This is a genomic window from Streptomyces sp. NPDC093260 (assembly GCF_040683715.1).
Classification (GTDB): Bacteria; Actinomycetota; Actinomycetes; order Streptomycetales; family Streptomycetaceae; genus Streptomyces; species Streptomyces sennicomposti.
The window spans coordinates 55,529-77,512 of record NZ_JBFBEK010000001.1 but is presented as its reverse complement, the minus strand read 5'-3'; the positions used below and the strand labels follow the sequence as shown (position 1 = coordinate 77,512).

Genomic DNA, 21,984 nt, shown 5'->3' with positions numbered 1-21,984 from the left:
GCCAGGTGACGGAGCACGGACGGAGGCCACCCGGCATGCCGAAACCGCGCCATTTCCCGTGATCACGGCGTTAAAGTGATCGTCGTGACGGCTCCTACGACTCCGGGTGTGCCGCCGCCGGCGTTCAGGGCGGCGAGCAGACACCACTACGACACCGCGCAGCTGGCCGCCGGGAACCGGTTACGGATATCCGCCGACCACCTCGCGGGGCTCGCCGCCGAGTGCGCCATCAAGGCCATTCTGCTCGACTACCTCGGCTCCGCCCTGACCAACAAGGGACGGCCCTTCCACCCGGAGCTGAAGGAAGAGGCGCGGGAACGGATGGAGCGGGAGGGGCTCAACAACCTCCCGCAGCAGGACTACATGCACGGCCACCTGCCCTGGCTGTGGGGCCAGTTGTGCGCCATCGCGGGGCGGCGACGGGGCCGCGAAGCGGGTCCCCTGTTCACCCAGCTCATCGCCTCCAACCCGTTCCATGGATGGGCCGTCGAGGGACGGTACTGCGACGAGATGTCCATCACCGAGGCCGACCTCGCCCGTCATCTGCAAGCCGCATACGACCTCATCGCCGCTCACGAGCAGGCCCGCACGCTAGGAACCGGCACCCTCGCATGACCGCTGAACCCACTCGCTTCGACGAGGCCTGGCAGACCGCCCTCGACCACGCGGCTGAAGCGGCCAAGGGCGGCCGGGACGTCGTGGTCGCACGCGACCTGCTGGGCCGGGCGTCCCTCCTCATCGACGATCGCGCCGACCGTCTTCCCGCAGACGCGGACGAACTGACGGCGCTGAGGAACGACTTCGCGGCGGCGACCCGTCCCTTCACCGGCCTCGACCCGGTCCAGACCGCCAGTGTCCTCTTCGCGCCGGAGCTGTTCTTCGACGTTCCGGAACTGACCGAGGTCACGCCGCGAAAGGACGGTGTCGGCAGGGTCGCCGTCCTCGAACGCACCGTCGTCGGCACGGACTGGCTGCAGGACGCCGGAGCGAGCGGCGGCGACGCCGACGACCAGGCTGCCGAGCCCCGGCAGGAGCGCCGGGTCGCGCTGTACGGCTTCAAGGGCGGCGTCGGCCGGTCCACCGCCACCACCGTGCTGGCCCGGCATCTGGCGGACCGGGGCCGCTGCGTCCTCGTCGTCGACCTCGACCTGGAGTCCCCCGGCGTCTCCAACCTGCTCGCCGACCCGGCGGGAATGCCCCGGCACGGCATCGTCGACCACCTCGTGGAGTCGGCCGTCGGCAACGCCGAGGGTCTGGAGCTCGTCACCCGGACCTCGGTCCTCCCCTACAGCGGCAACGGCGAGGTGTGGCTGGCTCCCGCCGGAGGGCAGCCTCTGGAGAACGAGCCGTACGACTACCTCGCCAAGCTGAACCGCATCTACAGCGACCTTCCCGCCCCGGCACCGGGCGGCACTCCGCGTCCGTTCGCCGTACGGCTGGAGGACGCCATCGCCGCCTGCGAGGACCAGGTCACCGAACTGTCGCGCAAGCCCGACATCGTGCTGCTCGACAGCCGTGCCGGCATCCACGACATCGCGGCGGTCGTCCTGACCCGGCTCAGCGGGCTCGCCCTGCTCTTCGCCGTGGACAACCCCTCCACCTGGGAGGGCTACCGCATGCTGCTGTCCGAGTGGCAGCGACGCCCGGAGCGCGCCCGCGAACTGCGCGAGCGGATCCGGATCGTGGCCGCGATGTTCCACTCCGCCGGCGACATAGGGCGGCTGAGCACGCTGCGCAAGCACGCGCACGAGATGTTCACCGAGACGCTGTACAACCTGCCGGACGACGGAGACGACGCCGAGCCCTTCCTCGCCCCGGACTGGCAGGAGGACGACAGGCCGTACGCCCCGATCCCGATCCTGTTCGGCAACGACCTGGTGGGGCTCGACCCGCTGCGCAGCCGAGCATGGCCGGAACTGCCGTTCGTGGAAGCCGCGTACCGGACGTTCGTGACCTCCGTCGAGCGTCTGCTGCCGCCCCCGCACCACGAGGAGACGGCATGAGCGAGCCGACCGTCCACGACTACCGGGCGCTGCTGACCCAGGCGCTCGGGACACCGACCGACGCCGACACCGAGGCGCCGGAATTCCACACCCTGTTCACGCCCTCGTCGCACCGCCTCGCCCTGGACCCGGACGTCACCGTCGTGCGGGGATTCCGCGGCACAGGCAAGACCTACTGGTCCAAGGCGCTCACCGATCCGGAACTGCGCGGGATCGCCGCCGACGCGTACATGATGCCGCGGCTGCGCCGTACCGAGGTGCGGACGGGATTCGGGACGGACCGGAGCAACGACCCGGCGTTCCCCGACACGCGCACCATCCGCGGTCTCGTCGACGCGGGCGTCCGCCCCGACGAACTGTGGCCCGCCGTCGTACTGAACGTTCTCGACACCCCCGAGGTGCGGCAGCTCCCCAACTGGACCGAGCGCGTCCGCTGGACCCGGGAGAACTTCGAGGCCTACGGCCGCGCCCTGCAACGGGCCGACGGGGATTCACGCCGGAAGAAGGAGACCCTGGTCCTGCTCTTCGACGGGCTGGAGCATCTGCACCCGGATCGTCGGCAGGCCGACCTCCTGCTGTCGGGTCTCTTCCAGACGGCGCTGGAGCTGCGGCTCACCACCGGGACCCTGCGCGCCAAGATCTTCGTCCGTCCCGACATGTACGACAGCGCGCCCAAGATGTTCGCCGACGCTTCCAAGCTCGGCGCCAACGCGACCAACCTCAGCTGGAGCCGCGAGAACCTCTACGGGCTGCTCTTCCACAAGCTGGGCAACCACGACGGGCCGGAAGCGAAGAAGTTCCGCGAGGCGACCGGGGACTGGCGCGCGGAGGGCGACGGGCGGTATCTGCCCCCGGTGGCCCTTCTCGCCGACCAGGAGCGGCAGGAGGAGGTCTTCGTCACCCTCGCGGGCCCCTTCATGGGCAAGGACCGCCGCAAGGGCCACACCTACACCTGGGTACCGAACCACCTGCAGGACGGCAAAGGCCAGGTGAGCCCACGCACCTGGCTCTCCACGCTGGGCAAGGCGGCACGGCTCACGAGCGAGCGTTACGCCGGCCACCACGTGCCCCTGCACTACGACGCCATCTTCGAGAGCCTCAACACCGCCTCGTCCGTTCGCGTGGCCGAGCTGAAGGACGACCTGGGGTGGGCCGCACTCGCCCTCGAACAACTCGAGGGCACGCAGGTCCCGATGGAGGCGTCCCAGATGCACCACGCGTGGCGTGTGGGATCGCTCGCTTCGAAGGTCCGGGCGCTGCTGGAAAACGAGAAGGGCGGCAGCGGACCGCGCGACCTCGACAATCCCGTCGCGCTGCTCGAAGAGCTCAAGGACCTCGGCGTCGTGACCAAGCGCGGCTCGGACACCATCGACCTGCCGGACATCTACCGCCTCGCCTTCGACATCAGCCGCCGGGGCGGCGTCCCCAGGATGCCCGTCTGACAAGGGGTCTCTGCCGCCCTCGCGGGAACGGCGCCCGCTCAACGAGCCTCGCGTCGCTGCGCGTTCCGCTTCGCCTGCGGCGGCTCCTCCCCGCTCAACGCGGCGAACACGAGGTTGCGCTGCCCGCGGAAGCTGCGGATGACCTGCTGGCGGACGAGCTCGGTGCTCGTGCCGGCCGTACCGATCTGACCGGTCTCCACCAGCCGCGCGAACAACGTGTTGTCGAGGTAGCCCGGGACGTTCTTGTAGCCGAACCGGACGGCGCCGGTCTTCTCGCTCTTCAGCCGGGCGTCATCGCGCAGTGACTCGAACTGCCGCCGGGAGAAGTACATCCCGTGGATCATCTCCGTGGTGTGCGGCAGCACGGAACGCGGATGGCAGAGCTTGATCCAGCTCGGACTCGGGTCGAGTCGCTGCTCGTCGCCCGGCCCGGCCTGCATCTCCGCGTACCGGTCCAGGCTCCTCATCCGCACCAGTTCTTTGGCGAGGTTCCGGTCGCCGTTCGGGTAGTAGAAGCCGCCCCGTTCCGCGTCGAGCTTCTTGTACTGCACGAGGACAAGACTGTGACGCGAGACGTTGTAGAAGATGATGTCGCAGCCCAGAAGTCGCTCGGCCGCAGTGCGGTTGGCGTTCGCGACCAGCAGCGTCCGGCCGTGTTCATGGAACTCGCGCCACGCCACGTGGTTGGTCTCCTGGCTCAGCCAGCCGAGCATCGCGCGGGTGTCATGGGTGACGAGGTGGTCCTCCAGTGCCGGCCGGTCCACCATGCCGAGGAACAGCGGTGGCACAGTGTCGTCGTACAGCTCCTCGGCGGGCGGGTCCCACTCCGCCAGCTGTGGGGCCTGCATCCCGGCCATGCGTGTGACGCCCAGTGTCGCGTCACGCTGCAGTGCCACTTCCTGTGCCGCCCGCGAGTCGCCGAAGTCCCAGGAGTCAATGGCTCCCTCGATCAGCTGGACCGCTTCCGTGAGCTCTGGCCGGAGCCCCAGCAGCAGGGCGCGTATCGCTTCGCCCGTCCCCTTGCTCTGGTGACCCTCCTCGACCAGATGACGCCGCTGGGCTGCGGTCAGTCCGTCGAGCAGCTCGGCGAGCGGGAGCGGCCTGCGCAGTCGGCGCACATGAGTGACGCGCAGCTGCTGATCCTGGTCCTTGGCCCCACGTCGGCGGACGGACTTCCCCACGCGGGTGACCTCGAAGCGCCCGTATGCGTCCAAGGATGCGATCAAAAGCAGGTGACGGCCCTTGGACCACAGGTCACGCCCGCGCGTGAACGACCACTCCCAGTCGTGCCGTCGCGATTGATGCAGTTTTTCAAGGAACTCCAGATACTCGTCCTCGTTTTCACGGCACTTGATGATCGCCACCATGACCGTATTCTTGCCGGTCCCTCTGACAAGCGGGCCTCTTCTCGCCATCTAGGCAGGCTGTTTGAGGAACCCCCCGGCCAGGTAGGCCACCTCCCCGTCATTGCGCAGCGCCTGGACCGTCTGTCCGTCCAGATGCGGATCCTGGGTACGGGACTCCATCGGGCACAGGAGCCACAGGCCGTGCGGCCCCTCCGACGGTCGACGGGCGGCTGCCTGGAGAGCGACCAGGAACGCACGGCCGCCCTCGTCCCAGTACCGGGCGATCAGACCCGCGTCATGAAGGAAGAGCACCGTGCGCGGCTCGGCGGAGCGTGTGGCGAGGTAATCGGCGACCCGCTGCCACACGACACGGACGAACGTGGCGAGGCCCGGCTTCACCCGGCCCGGCGCGGAGGCCGCGTCGGCGCGCAGGACCGTCCGCCAGTCCTGCCCCTTCTCCTCGACGAGTTGCCTGAACTCCCGCAGGAACAGCGCCCCGAGGTCGACGGGCACCACCGGGAAGCGGGCGGTGATCACCTCGGCCGTGCCCTGCAGGCGGGCGGCCTTGACCGTCAGGGCGAGGAAGCCGCCGCGGCGGACGCTTTCGGCAAGCTGCTCGCGCAGCTCACCGTGCGGGTCCTCGGGCTCGCGGCGCACCACGGACCGGAGCGGAGGCAGCATGCTGGTGGCCGAGCCGGTGGAGGACCAGGGGCCGGTCGACCGCGGCAGCGGAGGCAGGAACCGGCCGGCCTCGTCGTCGTGCCGCAGATCGAAGCGGGCAGTCTGGAGCGCGTCCTCCAGCACCACGGGAGTCGGCTCGCGGCCGTCCGCCAGGACATCCAGGTCGGGGAACCGGGCTCGCACCCGGGCGACGAGTTCGGTGGCGGTGATCCCCCGGTCCGGTCGCACGCCCGCGCCGGCCTGCGAGATACGCAGCGCGCGTTCCAAGCTCAGGTCACGCCGGTACAGCTCCAGGCGGGGGGTGTGGCGCACCACGGACGACGCCACGGCGGCGGCCAGTGGCACCAGACGAGTGTCGGCGAGCGGCGCGAAGCCCTCCGGGACGGGCACCGCGCGCAGCTCCCGCACCACCTCGGCACGTCCCGGAAGAGGTTCCCGGCCGGCGAGCTTCTCCGCGGTCACCCCCAGCTCCGCCGCGTAGTCAGCCAGTTCGCGAGGGTTCGGGTCGTCGGTGCCGGGCAGGGACTCGGACGCCAGCAGCACCGTGTCGCCACGCCGGTGCACGGCGAGACGGGGCTCGTGTCCCTCCTCCTCACGGGTCTCCGCCTCCACAGCGGCACGGACGACCGCCAGTGACCGGGCCAGCACACGCTCGGAGGTGTCGTCCTGAGCCCCGTGCAGGGCCCGCAGTTCCTGGGCGGCCTGCGAAGCGGTCATCACGCGACCGAAGTTGGCGACGATGTCGACCAGTTCGGTGCACACCGCCTGCAGCCACTCGGCCTCGGCCCACCGCTTGATCTCGGCCCGGTGGTGGCGGGAGACCGGCGGCTGCTTGATCCCCAGATGGTCTGCTATCCGCGCCTGCACGGGCCAGGGGCCCAGCGGCGACAGGCCGCCGTCCTCAGGCGGCAGACCGAGGGTGAGGCGTACCACGTCGGCACGGTGCGAGCCCCTGCGGCCGGACGGCGGCGTCAGCAGGTCGACCATGTCGTCGACCGACAGAATGCCGGTCACCCCGGCTTGCGGATCTCCTTCCTTCGGTGGAGAGGCGGCCTTGCGCACGGTCGGGCCGGCGGCCTTCCCGCGCAGGGCGGCCACCCACTGGTTGCGGCGGCGGTTCAGCTCCTTGCGCACCAACGGGCCGGCGCCACGAGCCTTGGAGATCGCGGACGGCTGGACGTCCAGCAGCTGGCCCACCGTGGTGGCGCCCAGACCGGCGGCGACCGTGACCGCGCGCGGCGACAGGCCGGCCAGCTCCAGTTCCGTGCCGGCGTCGGCGGCCAGTGCCGCCCGGTCCCGCGCCTGTTCCGTGTCCTCCGTCTCGGTGCCCACCGTGGAGGGGGTGGTGGGCGGACGGTCCGTGTCGGCGTCCCGGAACACCTTCTGCCAGGCGTCCTTCATCTGCCGCAGCGTGTCGAAGCGGTGCTCGATGTCACGGTGCAGAGCACGCCGGAAGAAGGCGGTCAGGCCGGGCTGCAGGGGCCGGTAGAAGAGCTCGCTGGCGATGTACAGCTCTGCGGACTCGTTGGTGAGTGGATCGATGCTGCCGTCGCCCCACAGCGGTCGTTCACCGCTCGCCATCTCGTGCAGGGTGACTGCTGCGGCATAGCGTTCGGCGTGGTCGTCGAAGTGCGGACGGCGCACGGACCCGAGGAACGGGTCGAGATAGCCGCGGGTGCCGGCCTTCACATCACGGTCGGAGGCGTCCGTCAGGGAGAAGTCGAACAGCTTCAGCTGCCAGGTGAAGTCCCTGCGGCGCTGGATGCCGAGGTTGTCCGGCTTGATGTCACGGTGGCGGACGCCGTTCGCGGCGAGCTGGTCGAGCGCCAGGAACAGGTCCTCTCCGAAGCGCTCCAGTTCGTCGTAACTGAGCTGTCCCTTGCCGCGCAGCCGGGCGCCGAGGGACTGCTCACCGGCGTACTCCAGCTGCAGGACCGTACGCGAACCGATCTCGCGGAGCCCGTCGCCGCGCAGCTGCACCACGGCACCGCCGCCGACCAGCTTCAGTGCGCGCTCCTCCGCGCGCAGCCGGCCGGCCTTCTGCTCGTCGAGAGCCACCTTGAAGACGCGTTCCTCGACGCGGATCGTGCCGTCGTCGTCCTCCACGGCCCGCTCCACGAGCAGCGCGCGAGCCGTGGCCCCCGTGCCGAGGACCCTGCGTACCGACCATTCGTCGTCCAGGGCCTGACCGGGCAGTGCCTCCAGCGGGTCGACGGTCGGCGCCGCTGCGGAGTCGGGCGCGGCACCGGCCCGTTCAGCCTCGTCAAGGAGGTCCAGGAACTCCTCCGCGGAACTGAGGCGGTCATTGGCGTCGGCGCGGGTCGCTTTGAAGACCAAGGCGTCGAGTGCGTCGGAGACACCGTCGGCGACCGCGAACAGATGCAGCCCCGACTCGGTGCGCAGCCGCTCCTTGAGGACGCTGCGCTGCGGGGCCGGCGGCTTGCCGGTGAGGATCAGATAGGAGACGGCGCCCAGACCGAAGATGTCCAGGTCACCCGGGTCCGGGAAAGGCTGGTCCGTCTCGGGGGCGAGGTAGACGTGGGCCGCGTCCTCGATCAGCGCCGCGTCCAGCGCGGAGCCGCCGATGGACCGGAAGAAGGTGGCGTTGCTGTCGAAGTCGCGGGCCGCGGTCTGCCAGTCGGTGATGCGCAGCTCGGGGTGCGCGCCCTCGCCCCGGAAGGACACGTAGACAGAACGGGCCGCCAGCGCGCGGTGGTACAACGAGCGGCTGTGGGCGTACCGGACGGCCTCGGCGAGCTGGCGTACGAGGTCCAGGCGGATCTCGGGGGTGACCTTGCTGCCGTAGGTGTCCAGATACTGGTCCAGACGCAGGTCGGTGTGACGGTGACGGAAGAGGATCGCCGGCCCGCCCTCGTGGTCACGCAACTCCATGGCGTCGGCGATGCCCCGGTGCGTGATCCCCTGGAGAACCTGGTACTCGCGGCGGGCCGCGCGCTCCGTCTTCTTGCGGTCCGCTTCCGTCGCGCCCTGGCTGACCAGGTAGATGCGCACCCGGCCCTCCTCCTGGGCAAGACCGTCGTCCCGCTTGGCCAGGCGGTCCTCCCACGCCGCACCCGCGTCAAGGGGGTGCGGCTCCATCTTCCAGGCGTCGCCGAAACGCAGATGACTGGTCGACTGCCGGATGCCGATGGCCTTGAGCAACTGAGGCAGCCGTTGCCGGGAGAACTCCTCGGTGATGCGCCGCTCGGGCCGGTCGGGCGGCAGATTGAGGAAGTCCTGCCAGATACGATTCAGACCGCTCGCGCCGTCGTCGCGTCCGTACACACGAATGCGCTGGACCTCGTCGAGGTGGCTGACCAGGTCGGGGGCCGACAGGAAGACGGCCGGTTCGATACGCGGAACCATCCGGTCGCTTCGGTAGAGCTTGCGGGCGGCCCACTGGAGCTGGCTGCGCAGTTCCTTTGACTTGAGGTCGTTGAAGTGCAGCGGGTTGTTGATGGTGCGGGTGCGGTCCTTGCCCCGGAAGTTCCAGGTCGAACCGGTGTTGTGGAGCTCACCGGGGTGACTTTTGATCTCGACCAGGAAAAGGCCGGCGGGAACGGCGATCAGCAGATCACACTCGTTGACCCGGCCCGACTGGGCGGTGAAGGAGAAGGTCGCCCAAGCACGGTACGGCTCGGCCGCGGGCATGAGACGCCTGACGTGGTCCAGTGCGTCCTGCTCCCAGGAGTAAGGAGAAGGACGCTCCTGGAACCACTGCTGAGCGGGCTTGACCGGCCCCGGCTTGGGCACGGCCTGACCGGGTGTCCGCCGCGGGTTCCCTCCCGTACCTGCCACTGCGTCGGCCTCCTCGCCGCTTCGTTCCTCAAGATCGGACAAACCCCTGGTGGAGCCTACCGCCGTGGACTGACAACCCGGTGTCGCGTGAGGTTGACCACGCAATGGTGACGTCACACCGGGCACCGTTCGCACACGGTGGTCTGCTTCCGCCAGCACACCCCAGACGCTGGCAGCCCCCTGGGAAAGCTCGACGGGTAGTGTCCAACCCGGCTTCCCCCCATGCACACTGGACTGTGCACCACCATCACGGCCGCTCCGTCAGTGCGCCCGCCAATCACCCAGTCCGGAGTCGCGGGATCTTCATTCACCGGCCGCGAACCGTTGATTCAGGGCAGCCACCGATGCACGAACACCAGCCCACACCATGCCCACGCGCCCTGCATGGAGCAGAAGGAGTGGCTGCAGGTGGTGGGACGTCTCTGGGAGTTTCCTGGGACTTCCGACTGCATCAACGGATAAGAGCGTGAAACATCCGAAAGGCCGTTCGTGCAGGTCAATGGCCCACAACCGGGCATCGTCGCAGGTCACCGCATCCGCGGTTCTCTTCCGGGACATCTGAGCGGCCCGACGCGACCGGCCCGGGCCGGCTGGTCCGGGCCGCACGGCATGGGGGATGATGACGGGCGCACTGACCATCTCGGCTTGGAGGACGGGTGGCCGTACAGCGGATCTCGACCCGCAATGCCCGTTTCCAGCAGTTGCAGACGTTGCTCGGCAACCGCACCAAGCGGGGGCGCGCCAAGGAGTTCCTGGTCCAGGGCGTGCGGCCGATCACGATGGCCGTGGACCACGGCTGGACCGTCCGGTCCCTGCTCTACGACGCCGACCGCCCGCTCTCCCGCTGGGCCGAGGACCTGCTGCGCCGTACCGACGCCGAACGCGTCGCGATGGCACCGCGGTTGCTCGCGGAGCTGAGCGAGAAGGCCGACGGGGCGGCGGAGGTGCTGGCGGTCGTCGCGATGGAGCCGGACGACCTGTCGCGGATCGCGGTCCACGACGGCTTCCTCGGGCTGCTCTTCGACCGGCCGACGCAGCCCGGCAACATCGGCAGCATCGTGCGGTCGGCGGACGCGTTCGGCGCCGACGGCCTCATCGTGACGGGGCACGCCGCCGACCCCTACGACCCCAAGTCGGTGCGCGCCTCCACGGGTTCCCTCTTCGCCGTGCCCGTGGTGCGCAGCCCCTCGCACCGCGAGGTCGTGGAGTGGCTGGCGAGCGAGCGCGCCCAGGGGCGGCCGGTGGCCGTCGTCGGCACGGACGAGGACGGCGAGGCCGACGTCTCGGCGTTCGATCTGACGCAGCCGGTCCTGCTGCTGATCGGCAACGAGACGGCAGGCCTCAGCGCGGCCTGGCGCGACCTGTGTGACCACGTGGTCAGCATCCCGATGACCGGCTCGGCCAGCTCCCTGAACGCGTCGAACGCCGCCTCCGTCGTCCTCTACGAGGCGCGCCGCCAACGCCTCGCCCGGCGTCCGCGGGTGACGACGGGCATCTCGGCGCAGCGGGCCCGCGCAGCGGGGCAGGCGCCCTCCGGCAGTCTCACAGGGTGAGGCGTACGCCGTACCGCTGGAACCACTGGTTCATCTCCAGCAGGTAGGACAGGCCGATGGCGGGTGTGACCGCGGTGATGGGCCCGGGCAGGCCGTCGAGGTCCCCGGTGAGCGCCGTACGGACCCGCTCGCGGTCGACGAGGTCGAAGACCGGGGCGTGCGGGTCGGCCAGCAGGTCCATCACCAGCTCGCGCATGCGGGCCACATGGGTGTCGTTGCGGCTGGCCGGGTAGGCGCTCTTGGGCCGGTCGACGACCTTGTCGGGCAACAGGCCCCGGGACGCCTCGCGCAGGACCGCCTTGGGGGTGCCGGCGTGCCGTTTCAGCCGCATGGGGACGTTGAAGAGGTACTCGGCGAGGCGGTGGTCGGCGAACGGCACCCGGACCTCCAGGCCCACCGCCATGCTGAGCCGGTCCTGGCGGTCCATCAGCGCCGGCAGCCAGCGGGTCAGGCCGAGGTGGAACACCTCACGCTCGCGCTGCCGTTCCCGGTCCTCGCCGGTGAGCCGGGGCACCTCGGCCAGCGCCTGGTGGTAGCGGTCGGCCTCGTAGCGGCCGGGGTCGATCAGCCGGCGCACGTCCTCGCGCAGCAGGGACTCGGGCTGGCGGCGGCCGTACATCCAGGGGAAGGAGGAGTGGGAGACGTAGCCGAGGTCGAGCTGCCAGAGATAGCCGCCGAACATCTCGTCCGCCGCCTCGCCGGACAGGGCGACCGTGCAGTGCCGGCGGACCGTCTGGAACAGCAGGTACATGGTGGTGTCGAGGTCGCCCCAGCCGGGCAGGTCGCGGGCCTGCAACCCGGCGTCGAACCGCTCGACGAGGGTGTCCACGTCGATGTCGGTCACCACGTGCCCGACCCCCAGCGAGGAGGCCACCAGCGCGGCGTACGGCCCGTCGGAGCTGGGCCGCCAGGTGTCGGAGCCGGGACCGCCGGCGGCGGGCGGGTCGACCGCGAAGCTGGTCAGACCGCCGTCGAGCGCCCGGGCGGCCAGCGCGGTCACCGCGCTGGAGTCGATGCCCCCGGACAGCAGGGCGCCGACGGGCACGTCCGCGACCACCTGATGGTCGACGACGTCCTCCAGCAGCGAGCGCACGGTGTCGGTCGTGGTCGTGAAGTCGTCGGTGTGCGGGCGCGCTTCGAGCCGCCAGTACGCGCTGTCCCGTACGCCGGTGTCGGTGGCGACCAGCAGATGGCCGGGCCTGACCTCGTGGATGCCCCGGAAGGTGCCGTGCCCGGGGGTCCGGGCCCGCGGCACGGCCATCAGTTCGGCGACGCCCTCCGCGTCCAGCTCGGCCGGGACATCCGGGTGGGCGAGCAGGGCCTTGGGTTCGGAGCCGAAGACCACCCCGTCATCGGTGCGGGCGTAGTAGAGGGGCTTGACGCCGAACCGGTCGCGGACCAGGACCAGCCGGCGGGCCCGCTCGTCCCAGACGGCGAAGGCGTACATGCCGTTCAGCCGGCGGGCGACGTCGGTGCCCCATGCGAGGTAGGCGGTGAGCAGCACCTCGGTGTCGGAACGGGTGCGGAACGTCCAGCCGAGGGCGGACAGTTCGGCGCGCAGTTCACGGAAGTTGTAGATCTCGCCGCTGAAGGTGAGGGCCACCCGGCCGCCGGCGCGGTCGGTGCGCACCATGGGCTGGCGTCCGCCGTCGAGGTCGATGACGGCGAGGCGGCTGTGTCCCAGGGCGGCATGCGGCGAGAGCCAGGTCTCCTGGGCGTCGGGCCCCCGGGGAACGAGCGTCTTGGTCATGCGTTCGATGACCGGTCCGCTCCGCGTGAGGTCGCGCCGCCAGTCCGCCCAGCCGGCAATTCCACACATGTGTCAGCTCCTCTTGAGCCTGTTCGTGGCGAACGAAAGGGAATGGGGAAGCGCCCGGTCCAGGAATGCCAGATCGTGCCCGCCCAGGCGTTCGGTGAACTCCGTCTCGATCCCGGAAGCGGTCAGCTTCCGCGCTGCGTCCCGGTTCATCCGCAGGATCCGGGGATAGTCGTCGACTCCCACGTCGGCGTAGACGGACAGGTCGCCGCCGTCGTGGTCGGCCAGCAGCGCCGTCAGGTCGTACCGATCGCGCACCGCGCTGCCGGGCGGTCCCCACACCCGCTCGTGGGCCTCTGTGGAGGGGATCGCCGTGTCCGGGTCGCGGCGCAGCCCGGTGTACGGGTCACCGACCCGGGCCGGGGCCTCGAACGCGCCGGCGTGGCTGAGCACCACGTCGAACAGGCCCGGGTGGCGCAGCGCCTGCATCAACGCGGCGGCGCCGCCCATCGAGAACCCGCCGACCCCGCGGCCCCCCTGTCCCAGGTGCACGGCGTAGCGGTCGTCGACGAACGGGATCAGTTCGTCGACGAGGTAGTCCTCGTACCGGAAGCCGCGGTGGTCGTTGATGAACCAGCGCCGGCCGCTCTCCGGCAGGACCACCAACAGCTCCAGGCCCGCGAGGTGTTCGGTCAGCCGGGTGCCGGTGAGCCAGGTGGTGCGGCTGCCGCCGAACCCGTGCAGCAGGTAGAGGGCGGACACGCCGCGCCCCTCGGCCGTGCAGGAGCGGGGCACCAGGACGCTGGCGCGTTTGACCCGGCCGAGTGCCGGGCTCACCCACTCCCAGGTCTCCAGGGTGTGGGCGGCGAGCTGGCGTTTGTGGACGAGCGTGTGCACGCTCACCGCTCCGCGGGGGCGCGCAGGGCCAGGGACCTGCGGTCGACTTTGCCGGTGGAGGTGTAGTCCAGGGCGGGCACCACCTCGATGTGCTCGGGGACCATGTATCCCGGCAGGAAGTCCCGGCAGTGCCGCCTCAGTTCCCGCGTATCCGGGGTGGTGCCGGGGGCGGCGGTGACGAACGCGGCCAGGCGGTCGCCGCCCTGGCCCTCGGGGTCCCGTGTGATCACGCAGACGGCGTCTGCGACGTCGCCGCGGCCGTCCAGGACCGCCTCGATCTCGCCCAGTTCGACGCGGTGACCCTTGACCTTCACCATCGTGTCCTCGCGCCCCGCGTAGACCAGGAGCCCGTCGGCGCGGCGCCGCACCACGTCTCCGGTGCGGTGGTGGCGCCGGCCGGCGTGCTCCACGAAGGCGGCGGCCGTCTTGTCCGCGTCGTTCCAGTATCCGCGCATGACCGAGGCGCCGGTCACGCACAGTTCACCGGTGTGCTCTCCGGTCTCCGGCAGTGCCGCGCCGTCCGGGGCTCGCAGGAACACGGTGGCGTAGGGGCAGGGGCGTCCGATGGGCGGGGCCGGGGCCGCCTCCTCGGCGAGATCGTCGGGGCCGAGCCGGTGGAAGGTGCACACATTGGTCTCGGTGGGCCCGTAGAGGTTGTACAGGGCGGTGCCGGCGGGCAGTGCGCCGTGCAGGGCGCGCAGGTGCCGGGTCGGGTACTCCTCGCCGGCGAAGGCGACCACCCGCAGCCGGGTCCCGGCCAGCCCTTCGCCCGGGGCCTCCACCATGCGCCGCAGCGCGGTGGGCACCGAGTACCACACCGACACCTCCTGTTCGGCGGCGAACCGGACCAGGGCGGAACCCAGGCCCTGGATGCTCTCGGGGACCAGAGCGACGGAGCCGGCACAGGCGGCGGCGCCGAACAGGTCGAGGACGGACAGGTCGAAGTGGAACGGGGCGTGGCCGGCCAGGACGTCCCCGAAGGTCAGCGCGAACTCGGCGGCGGCCCAGTCGACGAACGCCCGGGCGGCCGCGTGGGTGAGCACGACGCCCTTCGGCGTGCCGGTGGAGCCGGAGGTGTAGAGGAGGTAGGCGATGTCGTCCGGGGCGACGGGGACCCGCACGGGCGGGGCGCCGGCGTACCGGGTGAGGGCCTCCTCCCAGGTGGCGTCGGCTCCGGCCGCCGGGGCGCCGGTGTCGTCCGCGCCGACGGACAGCACGGACAGCCCGTCCGCCACCCGCGGGGCACGGGAGCGCAGGCTCCGGGCCCGCTCCGGGGACGTGATCAGCCAGGAGGCCCCGCTGTCGGCGAGGACGGCCGCGGCGCGGCGCGGCGGCGCGGTCGGGTCGACGGGCACGTACGCGGCCCCGCAGCGCAGGACGGCGTGGAGGGCGGCGACGGATTCGACCGACTTGTTCAGCCAGACGCCGACCCGGTGGCCCGCGAGCGGTCCGGGGCCGGTCAGGGCGGTGGCCACGCAGTTGCTGATGCGCTCCAGTTCCGCGTAGTCGACCCGGCGCCGCCGCTCCCGGACGGCGACGGCGTCCGGGTGGTCGCGGACCGCGGCGTCGAGCAGGGCCGTCAACGTGCCTTCGTGGGCGGGCGTCCGCCGCGTCCCGGCGATGCCTGTCTGCTCCGTCATGTTCACCTCACTCCGAGCTTGGCGGCGACGACGTCGCGTTGCATGTCGGAGGTCCCGGAGGAGATCCGGGTCCCCAGCGCGTCGCGCAGCCGCTCCTCGATTCCGGCGTCCTCGGTGTAGCCGTGGCCGCCGAAGATCTGCATGGCGTCCTCGAACGTGGCCACCGCGGCCTCGCTCACCTGGAGCTTGACCAGTTCGGGCAGCGGGGACGCGGACCGCCGCCCGCCGCCCGCACGGCCGTGGTCCAGCTCCCAGGCGGCCGAGCGCAGCAGACCGCGGGAGGTCTCCAGGCGCAGCCGCATGTCGACGATCCGGTTCGCCACCGACTGGAAGGAGCCGATGCGCCGGCCGAACTGCTTCCGGGACCGGGCCCGTTCGACGCACTCCTCCAGCTGGCGTTCCATGGCGCCGAGCAGCGGGGCGAGCAGCAGGGTGCGTTCCCAGGCCATGACGGCCGAGAAGATCGCCGATCCCTGTTTCTCCGCGCCGAGGCGCATACGGTCGGGCACCACGCACTCGTCGAGGACGACCTGGCCCCAGTGGCACGAGGTCAGCCCCATCTTGCGCTGCTCGGCCTCCACCCGGACACCGGGCTGCCCGCGTTCGACGAGGAACGCGGTGACGCCGGTGAAGCCCAGCCGGCTGTCCAGAGTCGCGTAGACGAGGAAGAGTCCGGCATCGGGCGCGTTGGTGACGAAGCGCTTGCGCCCGCTCAGCACATACCCGCCGGCCTCGCGCCGGGCCACGGTCCGCAGGGCGAGCGCGTCGGAGCCGGCGTCGGTCTCGGTGATGGCGTGGGCGCCGACCAGCCGGCCGGAGGCCAGTCGCGGCAGGAGGGCCCGCTGCTGTTCCGGCGTGCCGAAGGTCATCAGCGGCAGTCCGACGGCCCAGGTGTGGGCACCGGCCGCGATCAGCAGCCCGATGTCGCGGCAGCCGTGGCCGAGTCCGTCCAGGGCCAGGGCGCAGTCGAGCGCCGAGCGGCCGAGGCCGCCGTGTGCGGCCGGCACGGGCAGGGCCATGACGCCCAGGTCGGCCAGCGCCTGCCAGTCGGCCGCCGCGGCGCCCCCGGTGCGCAGGCGGTCGTGCAGGGCGAGCTGCCCGGGGGTCCAGGTGAGGTCCACGGCCGGCCCTACCGCATCGCCGTCGCGGACAGCCTGGCCAGCGCCCGCTCGATGTCGGCCTCGTCCGCGGCGTCGTCGTCCATCAGGCCCGTGAGGTACTTCTCGTACGAGCCGAGGTCCATCAGTCCGTGGCCGCTGAGGTTGAACAGGATGGTCTCGGCCGTCCCGGTCTCGCGGGCGCGCACGGCGCGGTCGATGACGTGCCGGATGGCGTGGGCCGACTCGGGTGCGGGGATGACCTGTTCGGCCCGGGCGAAGGTCACCCCGGCCTCGAACACGGCGCGCTGGCCGTAGGCGACGGCGTCGATGAGCCCCTCGTGGTACATCCAGCTGATCACGGGGGCCGCGCCGTGGTAGCGCAGTCCGCCGGCGTGGATGGGCGACGGGATGAACGTGTGGCCGAGCGTGTACATCTTCGACATGGGTGTGTTGCCGAGCGCGTCGTGGTGGTCCCAGGTGTACACGCCGCGAGTCAGCTTGGGGCAGGACGCCGGCTCCACCGCGACCAGCCGGGTGCGGCGGCCGGTGGCGACGGCGTCGCGGTGGAAGGGCATGGCGAGGCCGGCGAAGTTGCTGCCGGCTCCGAGGGCCGCCACCACGGTGTCGGGGTACTCGCCGAGTTCCCGCAGCTGCGCGAGGGCCTCCTGTCCGATGACCGTCTGGTGCAACAGGACGTGGTTGTCGCCGCTGCCCGCCGAATAGCGCACGCCGTCGCCCTCGTTGGCGTACTCGTGGGCCTCGGAGCTGGCCACCGACAGGCTGCCGGCGCAGTCCGGGTCGTCGGCCAGGATGGACCGGCCGGCCTCGGTGGTCACACTCGGGCTCGGGATGACGCGGGCTCCGTTGAGCTCCATCATGACGCGCCGCTGCGGCTTCTGTTCGTAGCTGCACCGCACCATGTAGACGGTGCACTCCATGTCGTAGGCGGTGCAAGCCATGGCCAGGGCGGTGCCCCACTGCCCGGCGCCGGTACCGGTGACGAGTTCGCGGACGCCGGCCTTCTTGTAGTAGTAGGCCTGGGCGATGGCCGAGTTCAGCTTGTGGCTGCCTGAGGGGCTGGCGGCCTCGTACTTGTAGTAGATGCGGGCGGGCGTGCCGAGGAACTCCTCCAGCCGGCGTGCCCTGACCAGCGGGGTGGGCCGCCAGCGCTCGTACTGGGCGCGGATCTCGGCCGGGATCTCGATGTACGGCTCGTCGCTGACGCTCTGCCGGTAGATCGACAGCGGCAGCTGCGGCCGCAGGCCGTGCCGGCCGGGCTGCTGGGCCGGCCTGCGTTCCTCGGGGACGTAGCCGGCGAGGTCGGCGATGACGTTGTACCAGTGGGTGGGAACCTGGCCCGCGGCGGCGGGGCGCGGTTCGGCGCCGGTGTTCACGGTGCGTCTCCTTGGGATGGGTCAGCTGCTGGCGAGCTCCGGGCCGGCACCGGCCAGGGCGAGTTGGGTCCGCACCAGGTCGACCAGACTGCCCACATCGACGAGTTCCGCGGTCATGACGGCCTCGTCGTCGATCTCACAGTCGAACCGTCGCTCGATCTCGGTGATGACGCGCAGCAGGGTCAGGGAGTCCAGGCTGACGGTGGTGGAGTACAGCGAGGCCTGGTCACTGATGTCCCCGGCCGGCAGATCGAGGTCGAGCACGTCCACCAGGACCTGCTTGACCTGTGGGGAGATGGAATCGGGCATGGAAGTCCCTCCAGTGCACAGCACGTGCCGTGCCGATCGGATGACAGGGCCTGAGGCTGTGCGGGCAGGGCTCAGGCCGGGGCGGCGACGTCCGCGGCCGGCGCGGTGTCGCGGCGTACGACGAAGGCGACCAGGCGGCCCTCACGCTCGGTCACCACGGCTTGGGCGACGCCGGGGTGGGTCTGGAGAACGGCCTCGATCTCACCGGGCTCGACGCGGTGACCGCGGATCTTGAGCTGGTCGTCGCTGCGGCCGATGACGACGAGCCGTCCGTCGGGCAGCAGCCGGCCCAGGTCGCCCGTGCGGTAGCGGCGCCCGGCCGGGTGGTCGGCGAACCGCCGGGCGGTCAGGCCCGGGTCGCCGAGATAGCCGTCGGCGAGGCCGCTGCCGCGGACGTGGATCTCGCCCAGCTCGCCGGGCGGCACGGCCTGCCCGGACTCGTCCAGGACGAGGATCTCCGCGCCGTCGACGGCCCGGCCGACGGTGACCTCGCGGCCGGGCAGCAGTTCGGTGCCCGTGCACCACACGGCCGCCTCGGTGGGCCCGTACTCGTTGTACAGCCGGGTGTCCGGCTGGAGGCGGGCGTGGTCGTCCACGAGCGGGGGCGGGCACGGTTCGCCCGCCACGACGACGTTGCCGGGGCCGCTCGCCGGGCCGGGCAGCCGTTGCAGCGCGGCGTGGTAGTGCGAGGGTGTCATCGCGGTGTGCGAAATCCGGTCGCCGCACACCAACAGCGCGTCCACCGCCGCCATGACGCCGTCGAGGGAGGCGGGGGCCAGCTCGACGGTGCCGCCGCCGGCCAGGGTCCACCACACGCAGCCGATGGCGGCGTCGAAGGTCATCTGCCAGATCATCAGGAACCGGCGGACCGGTTCGGGGTAGTGCCGGAACCGTGCGAGGGTCATGGCGACGATGGCCCGGTGCGGGACGACGACGCCCTTGGGCTCACCGGTCGAACCCGAGGTGAAGACGATGTAGGCGGGGTCCTCGGGACCGGACCGGGCGGCCGGCCGCTCGGTGCAGCGCTCGCCGGGGCGCACCGCCCGGTGCAGCGGGGCGAGGCCGGCCAGGTCGCCGATCCGCTCCGCCGTGCCGAGCACCGCGGCCGCCCCGGTGCGGGCGGCCAGCAGCCTCAGCCGTTCCTGCGGGGCGCCGGGGTCGACCGGCACATGCACCGCGCCGGCCTTGTAGGTCGCCAGTTGGGCCACGAGCGCCCGGGTGCTGCGCGGGAACGCGGCGAGCACGGCCTGACCCGGGCGCAGGCCCCGGTCGACGAGGTATAGGGCGAGGTGGTTGGCCGCCTCGTCGAGCTGCCGGTAGGTCAGCTCCCCGTCCTCGGCGGAGACGGCCGGGGTGTCCGGGTGCCGGTCCGCCTGCCGCTCGAACAGCGCGGACAGGGTGGCGCCGGGGTCGTGCTCGGGCCGGCGGGCCGGAGTGTTCCGCGCGCCGTTCACGGGGTGGGCTCCGGCTCCCGCAGGCTGCGCGGGCGCATGTCGGTCCACACCTCGGCGATCCGGGCGAGGCAGGCCTGCCGGTCTCCGGTGAAGCCCTCGGCGCGCCAGCCGCCCGGGACCGGGCGGTCGGCGGGCCAGATCGAGTACTGGTCCTCGTCGTTGACGACGACGATCTGCGTGTCCATGCAACACCTCGGGACGTGGGACGGGGCGAGGGCCCGTGGGTGGGCCGGTCTCCGCCGGCCGCACCGCGCGGGCGGTGCGGCCACCGCGGGGGGCGGGGGGGTCAGCGGCCCGGCTTCACGGCCTCGACGAGGATGTGGTAGCCGAGGTAGTTGAACGGCGGGACGTCGCCCAGGTTCTTCTCCAGGCTGCGCACCACACCGGCCACGCCGCTGTCGGCCAGGACCTCGTCGGCCAGCCACGCGGAGATCGTGGAGTTGCCGCGCAGGTGTGTCATGACCAGGCCGGAGGCGACGAAGAGGGCCTTCAGCTCGTGCGGGGTGAAGCTGTACCAGGGGGCGGTCAGGTCGCTGCCGCCGCGCGTCCTGGTGAACAGCAGTTGCTTGCCCTCGACGTCGGTGATGTCGACGGCGGCGAACCGGTCGCCCTTGAAGAACTGCTCGAACAGGCCGTTCTTGACGCCGATGACGAAGCGTCCGCCCGGCCGCAGCACCCGGCTCACCTCGGCGAAGACGCGCTCGCGGTCCTCCAGCGGGATATGCATCAGGGCGAGCATGCTGGTGACCACGTCGAAGGAGCCGTCCGCGAACGGCAGGTTCGCCATGTCGCCCTCGTGCAGGTCCGCCGAGAGGCCCTGGGCGGTGAGCTTGCCCTCGGTGACGTCGAGCATCGCCCGCGAGATGTCCAGGCCGGTCACCTTCGCTCCGGCGGCGGCCATGGGCACGGTGAAGCGGCCGGTGCCGCAGCCGATGTCGAGCACCTTCTGGCCGGCCCGGACCTTGCTGAGGACGAAGTCGTACTCGGACTGCGTGAAGCCCTCGTCGGTGGGGCCCTCGCCCGGGATGCGCTCGTCGTACTCGGCGGCGATCTCCTGGTACACCGAGCGGACCTGGACCTTCTGGGCCTCGGCGATCTGGGTCGGGGCGTTGTCGATAACGGTCACGGAATTCTCCCGTCGAGGAAAGGGATGGAGAGCGGAATCAGGGCGATTCCGGCGGCGAGCGAAGGAGCGGGAAATCGGCTGGATAATCCGAGGAAATCCGAGGGTGGCCTGGAGATGACGGCCGGGAAGGAGATGGAAACCGGAGAAACGGCTTCCGCAGAACAAGCCCGAGTCATTTCCTCTAGGGCTTCTCGCCTTCACCTGAATTCAGCGTAGCAGCGATCGCCGGAATGTCACCCGGAATGCTCTGGGGAATTTTGCGGGCGGTCCCGGGCAGGGCCGCGATCGCCGCGGGCAGCAACACGAAAGCACCGGTCACGGCGTAGCACCAGGCCAGCGGCAGGGGTGACAGCAACAGGCCGATACCCGCCGACCCGGCGGCGTTTCCCGTGTTGAAGGCGGTATTGACCCAGGTGCCGGCCTCCGTGCCGCGGGACTCGGAATCGACCTCGCCCGCGATGAGATAGGCCGTGGTCAGGGTCGGCGCCATCAGGAACCCGACGGCACCGGCGAGTGCGACCAGTCCGACCATTCCGGTGGCCTGCCCCGACAGCACGCAGAAAATTCCGAGAACAGCGGTCAGGAGCGGCAGCCGGGCGCGGGTGGACAGCCGCCAGCGGACCGCGCCGTAGAGCAGGCCGCCCAGTGCGCTGCTGACCGCGAGCACCGCCGACACCCAGGAGACGGAGGCGGCCGCCCCGTGCCGGTCCGCGAAGGCGACGGCGAGGAGGTTGAAGGCGCCCATGCAGGCCCCGAGGCCGGCGGTGACGAGGACCGGGGCGAGCAGGGCCGTCCACCAGCGCGGGTCCCGGCCGGGCGGGGCGGGCGCCCGCTCGCCGCCGGGGCCCGGCGGCGAGGCGGCCCCGCGGAAGGAGGCGGCGACCGGGGAGGTCGCGAGCACGGCGGTGCCGCCGAGCAGCAGCACCGCGCTCAGCAGCACCGCGAGGGCGGGTTCCGCGAGCGCCGTGAGCGCCCCGGTCAGCAGCGGGCCGACGACGTAGAGCAGGTCCTCAGCGACCGTGTCCAACGAGTAGGCCCGCTGGAGCAGTCGCTCGTCGTCTCCGACCAGCTCGCGCCACAGGGTGCGCATGAACGGACCCAGCGGGGGCGCGCACGCGCCGGCTGCGGCGCCGAGCGCCCACAGCGCCGCATCGGGGCCGCCGGGCTGCCGGCCCACCAGCGCGATCAGGGCGAGCAGCGCGGCGCAGGCGGCCGCCATGGGCAGCAAGGCCCGGTGCACGCCGTGCCGGTCGATGAGGCGGGCGCGGTACGGGGCCAGCAGCGAGCTGGTGAGTCCGAAGACGGCCAGGACACCGCCGGCGACGGCGTACGAGCCGGTCGCCCGCTCGGCCGTCAGCACCAGCGCCAGGAAGACGATGCCGTAGGCGAACCGGGCGGCCAGCGCGGCGCCGAACGTGCGGCCGGCTCCGGGCAGTCGGAGGACGGCGAGGTAGGAGGGGGCTTTCGCGGATGACAAGAACACTC

Annotated in this window: 16 protein-coding genes; 4 read left to right on the top strand and 12 right to left on the bottom strand. The window is 71.5% G+C overall.

Annotated elements, in window-relative coordinates:
• Window positions 1–84: 84 nt before the first annotated feature.
• From AB0N63_RS00300 to AB0N63_RS00290, 3 genes are read left to right on the top strand one after another with little or no spacing between them, the layout of a single operon-like run.
• A complete protein-coding gene (locus AB0N63_RS00300) occupies window positions 85–615 on the top strand; it encodes a hypothetical protein (protein WP_365521923.1) in 531 nt (176 codons plus the stop codon).
• Window positions 612–2,003, top strand: a complete 1,392-nt coding sequence (locus AB0N63_RS00295; protein ID WP_365521921.1) for an AAA family ATPase — start codon at window positions 612–614, stop codon at window positions 2,001–2,003. Before AB0N63_RS00300 ends, AB0N63_RS00295 begins: the two co-directional genes overlap by 4 nt.
• Window positions 2,000–3,445 (top strand): hypothetical protein, encoded by a 1,446-nt coding sequence (locus tag AB0N63_RS00290; RefSeq protein WP_365521919.1) that lies wholly within the window; start codon window positions 2,000–2,002, stop codon window positions 3,443–3,445. The genes AB0N63_RS00295 and AB0N63_RS00290 overlap by 4 nt, the downstream gene beginning before the upstream one ends.
• A 38-nt stretch (window positions 3,446–3,483) precedes the next feature.
• Here AB0N63_RS00290 and AB0N63_RS00285 read toward each other — a convergent pair whose 3' ends face one another.
• Window positions 3,484–4,812, bottom strand: coding sequence for a hypothetical protein (locus tag AB0N63_RS00285; RefSeq protein ID WP_365521916.1), 1,329 nt, complete (start codon window positions 4,810–4,812; stop codon window positions 3,484–3,486).
• Between the two features lie 48 nt (window positions 4,813–4,860).
• The gene (gene pglW, locus AB0N63_RS00280; protein ID WP_365521914.1) at window positions 4,861–9,225 is read right to left on the bottom strand and encodes a BREX system serine/threonine kinase PglW; all 4,365 of its coding nucleotides are present in this window, start codon (window positions 9,223–9,225) and stop codon (window positions 4,861–4,863) included.
• Between the two features lie 701 nt (window positions 9,226–9,926).
• Between pglW and AB0N63_RS00275 the strand changes: the two genes are divergently transcribed.
• A complete protein-coding gene (locus AB0N63_RS00275; protein ID WP_365521912.1) occupies window positions 9,927–10,823 on the top strand; it encodes an RNA methyltransferase in 897 nt (298 codons plus the stop codon).
• Here AB0N63_RS00275 and asnB read toward each other — a convergent pair.
• The 10 genes from asnB to AB0N63_RS00225 all read right to left on the bottom strand — a co-directional run bounded on the left by asnB (window position 10,813) and on the right by AB0N63_RS00225 (window position 21,976).
• Window positions 10,813–12,642, bottom strand: coding sequence for an asparagine synthase (glutamine-hydrolyzing) (gene asnB, locus AB0N63_RS00270; protein WP_365521910.1), 1,830 nt, complete (start codon window positions 12,640–12,642; stop codon window positions 10,813–10,815). The two genes, AB0N63_RS00275 and asnB, sit on opposite strands and share 11 nt — an antisense overlap.
• A gap of 3 nt (window positions 12,643–12,645) precedes the next feature.
• Window positions 12,646–13,482, bottom strand: coding sequence for an alpha/beta hydrolase-fold protein (locus tag AB0N63_RS00265; protein WP_365521907.1), 837 nt, complete (start codon window positions 13,480–13,482; stop codon window positions 12,646–12,648).
• Window positions 13,479–15,116, bottom strand: a complete 1,638-nt coding sequence (locus AB0N63_RS00260; protein WP_365521904.1) for an amino acid adenylation domain-containing protein — start codon at window positions 15,114–15,116, stop codon at window positions 13,479–13,481. The genes AB0N63_RS00265 and AB0N63_RS00260 overlap by 4 nt, the downstream gene beginning before the upstream one ends.
• A 2-nt stretch (window positions 15,117–15,118) precedes the next feature.
• Window positions 15,119–16,237 carry an acyl-CoA dehydrogenase family protein gene (locus AB0N63_RS00255; protein ID WP_365521901.1) on the bottom strand — a complete coding sequence of 373 codons (1,119 nt, stop codon included), beginning with the start codon at window positions 16,235–16,237 and terminating at the stop codon, window positions 15,119–15,121.
• Window positions 16,238–16,245: 8 nt separating this feature from the next.
• Entirely contained in the window at window positions 16,246–17,610 is a 1,365-nt protein-coding gene (locus AB0N63_RS00250; RefSeq protein WP_365521899.1) for a TrpB-like pyridoxal phosphate-dependent enzyme, read from the bottom strand.
• Between the two features lie 21 nt (window positions 17,611–17,631).
• A complete protein-coding gene (locus tag AB0N63_RS00245) occupies window positions 17,632–17,919 on the bottom strand; it encodes an acyl carrier protein (protein ID WP_365521897.1) in 288 nt (95 codons plus the stop codon).
• 71 nt (window positions 17,920–17,990) lie between these two features.
• Complete coding sequence (locus AB0N63_RS00240) at window positions 17,991–19,373, bottom strand: amino acid adenylation domain-containing protein (protein WP_365521895.1); 1,383 nt, start codon at window positions 19,371–19,373, stop codon at window positions 17,991–17,993.
• Complete coding sequence (locus AB0N63_RS00235; RefSeq protein ID WP_365521892.1) at window positions 19,370–19,558, bottom strand: MbtH family NRPS accessory protein; 189 nt, start codon at window positions 19,556–19,558, stop codon at window positions 19,370–19,372. Before AB0N63_RS00235 ends, AB0N63_RS00240 begins: the two co-directional genes overlap by 4 nt.
• Window positions 19,559–19,659: 101 nt before the next feature.
• Window positions 19,660–20,499 carry a methyltransferase domain-containing protein gene (locus AB0N63_RS00230; protein ID WP_365521890.1) on the bottom strand — a complete coding sequence of 280 codons (840 nt, stop codon included), beginning with the start codon at window positions 20,497–20,499 and terminating at the stop codon, window positions 19,660–19,662.
• 181 nt (window positions 20,500–20,680) lie between these two features.
• Entirely contained in the window at window positions 20,681–21,976 is a 1,296-nt protein-coding gene (locus AB0N63_RS00225) for an MFS transporter (protein WP_365521887.1), read from the bottom strand.
• Window positions 21,977–21,984 lie beyond the last annotated feature (8 nt).

What these genes read in the sequence shown, in the direction of transcription:
- AB0N63_RS00235 (WP_365521892.1), bottom strand. Translation starts at nt 19,558, where the DNA reads ATGGACACGCAGATCGTCGTCGTCAACGACGAGGACCAGTACTCGATC.
- asnB (WP_365521910.1), bottom strand. Translation starts at nt 12,642, where the DNA reads ATGTGTGGAATTGCCGGCTGGGCGGACTGGCGGCGCGACCTCACGCGG.
- AB0N63_RS00295 (WP_365521921.1), top strand. Translation starts at nt 612, where the DNA reads ATGACCGCTGAACCCACTCGCTTCGACGAGGCCTGGCAGACCGCCCTC.
- AB0N63_RS00260 (WP_365521904.1), bottom strand. Translation starts at nt 15,116, where the DNA reads ATGACGGAGCAGACAGGCATCGCCGGGACGCGGCGGACGCCCGCCCAC.
- AB0N63_RS00285 (WP_365521916.1), bottom strand. Translation starts at nt 4,812, where the DNA reads ATGGTGGCGATCATCAAGTGCCGTGAAAACGAGGACGAGTATCTGGAG.
- AB0N63_RS00245 (WP_365521897.1), bottom strand. Translation starts at nt 17,919, where the DNA reads ATGCCCGATTCCATCTCCCCACAGGTCAAGCAGGTCCTGGTGGACGTG.
- AB0N63_RS00290 (WP_365521919.1), top strand. Translation starts at nt 2,000, where the DNA reads ATGAGCGAGCCGACCGTCCACGACTACCGGGCGCTGCTGACCCAGGCG.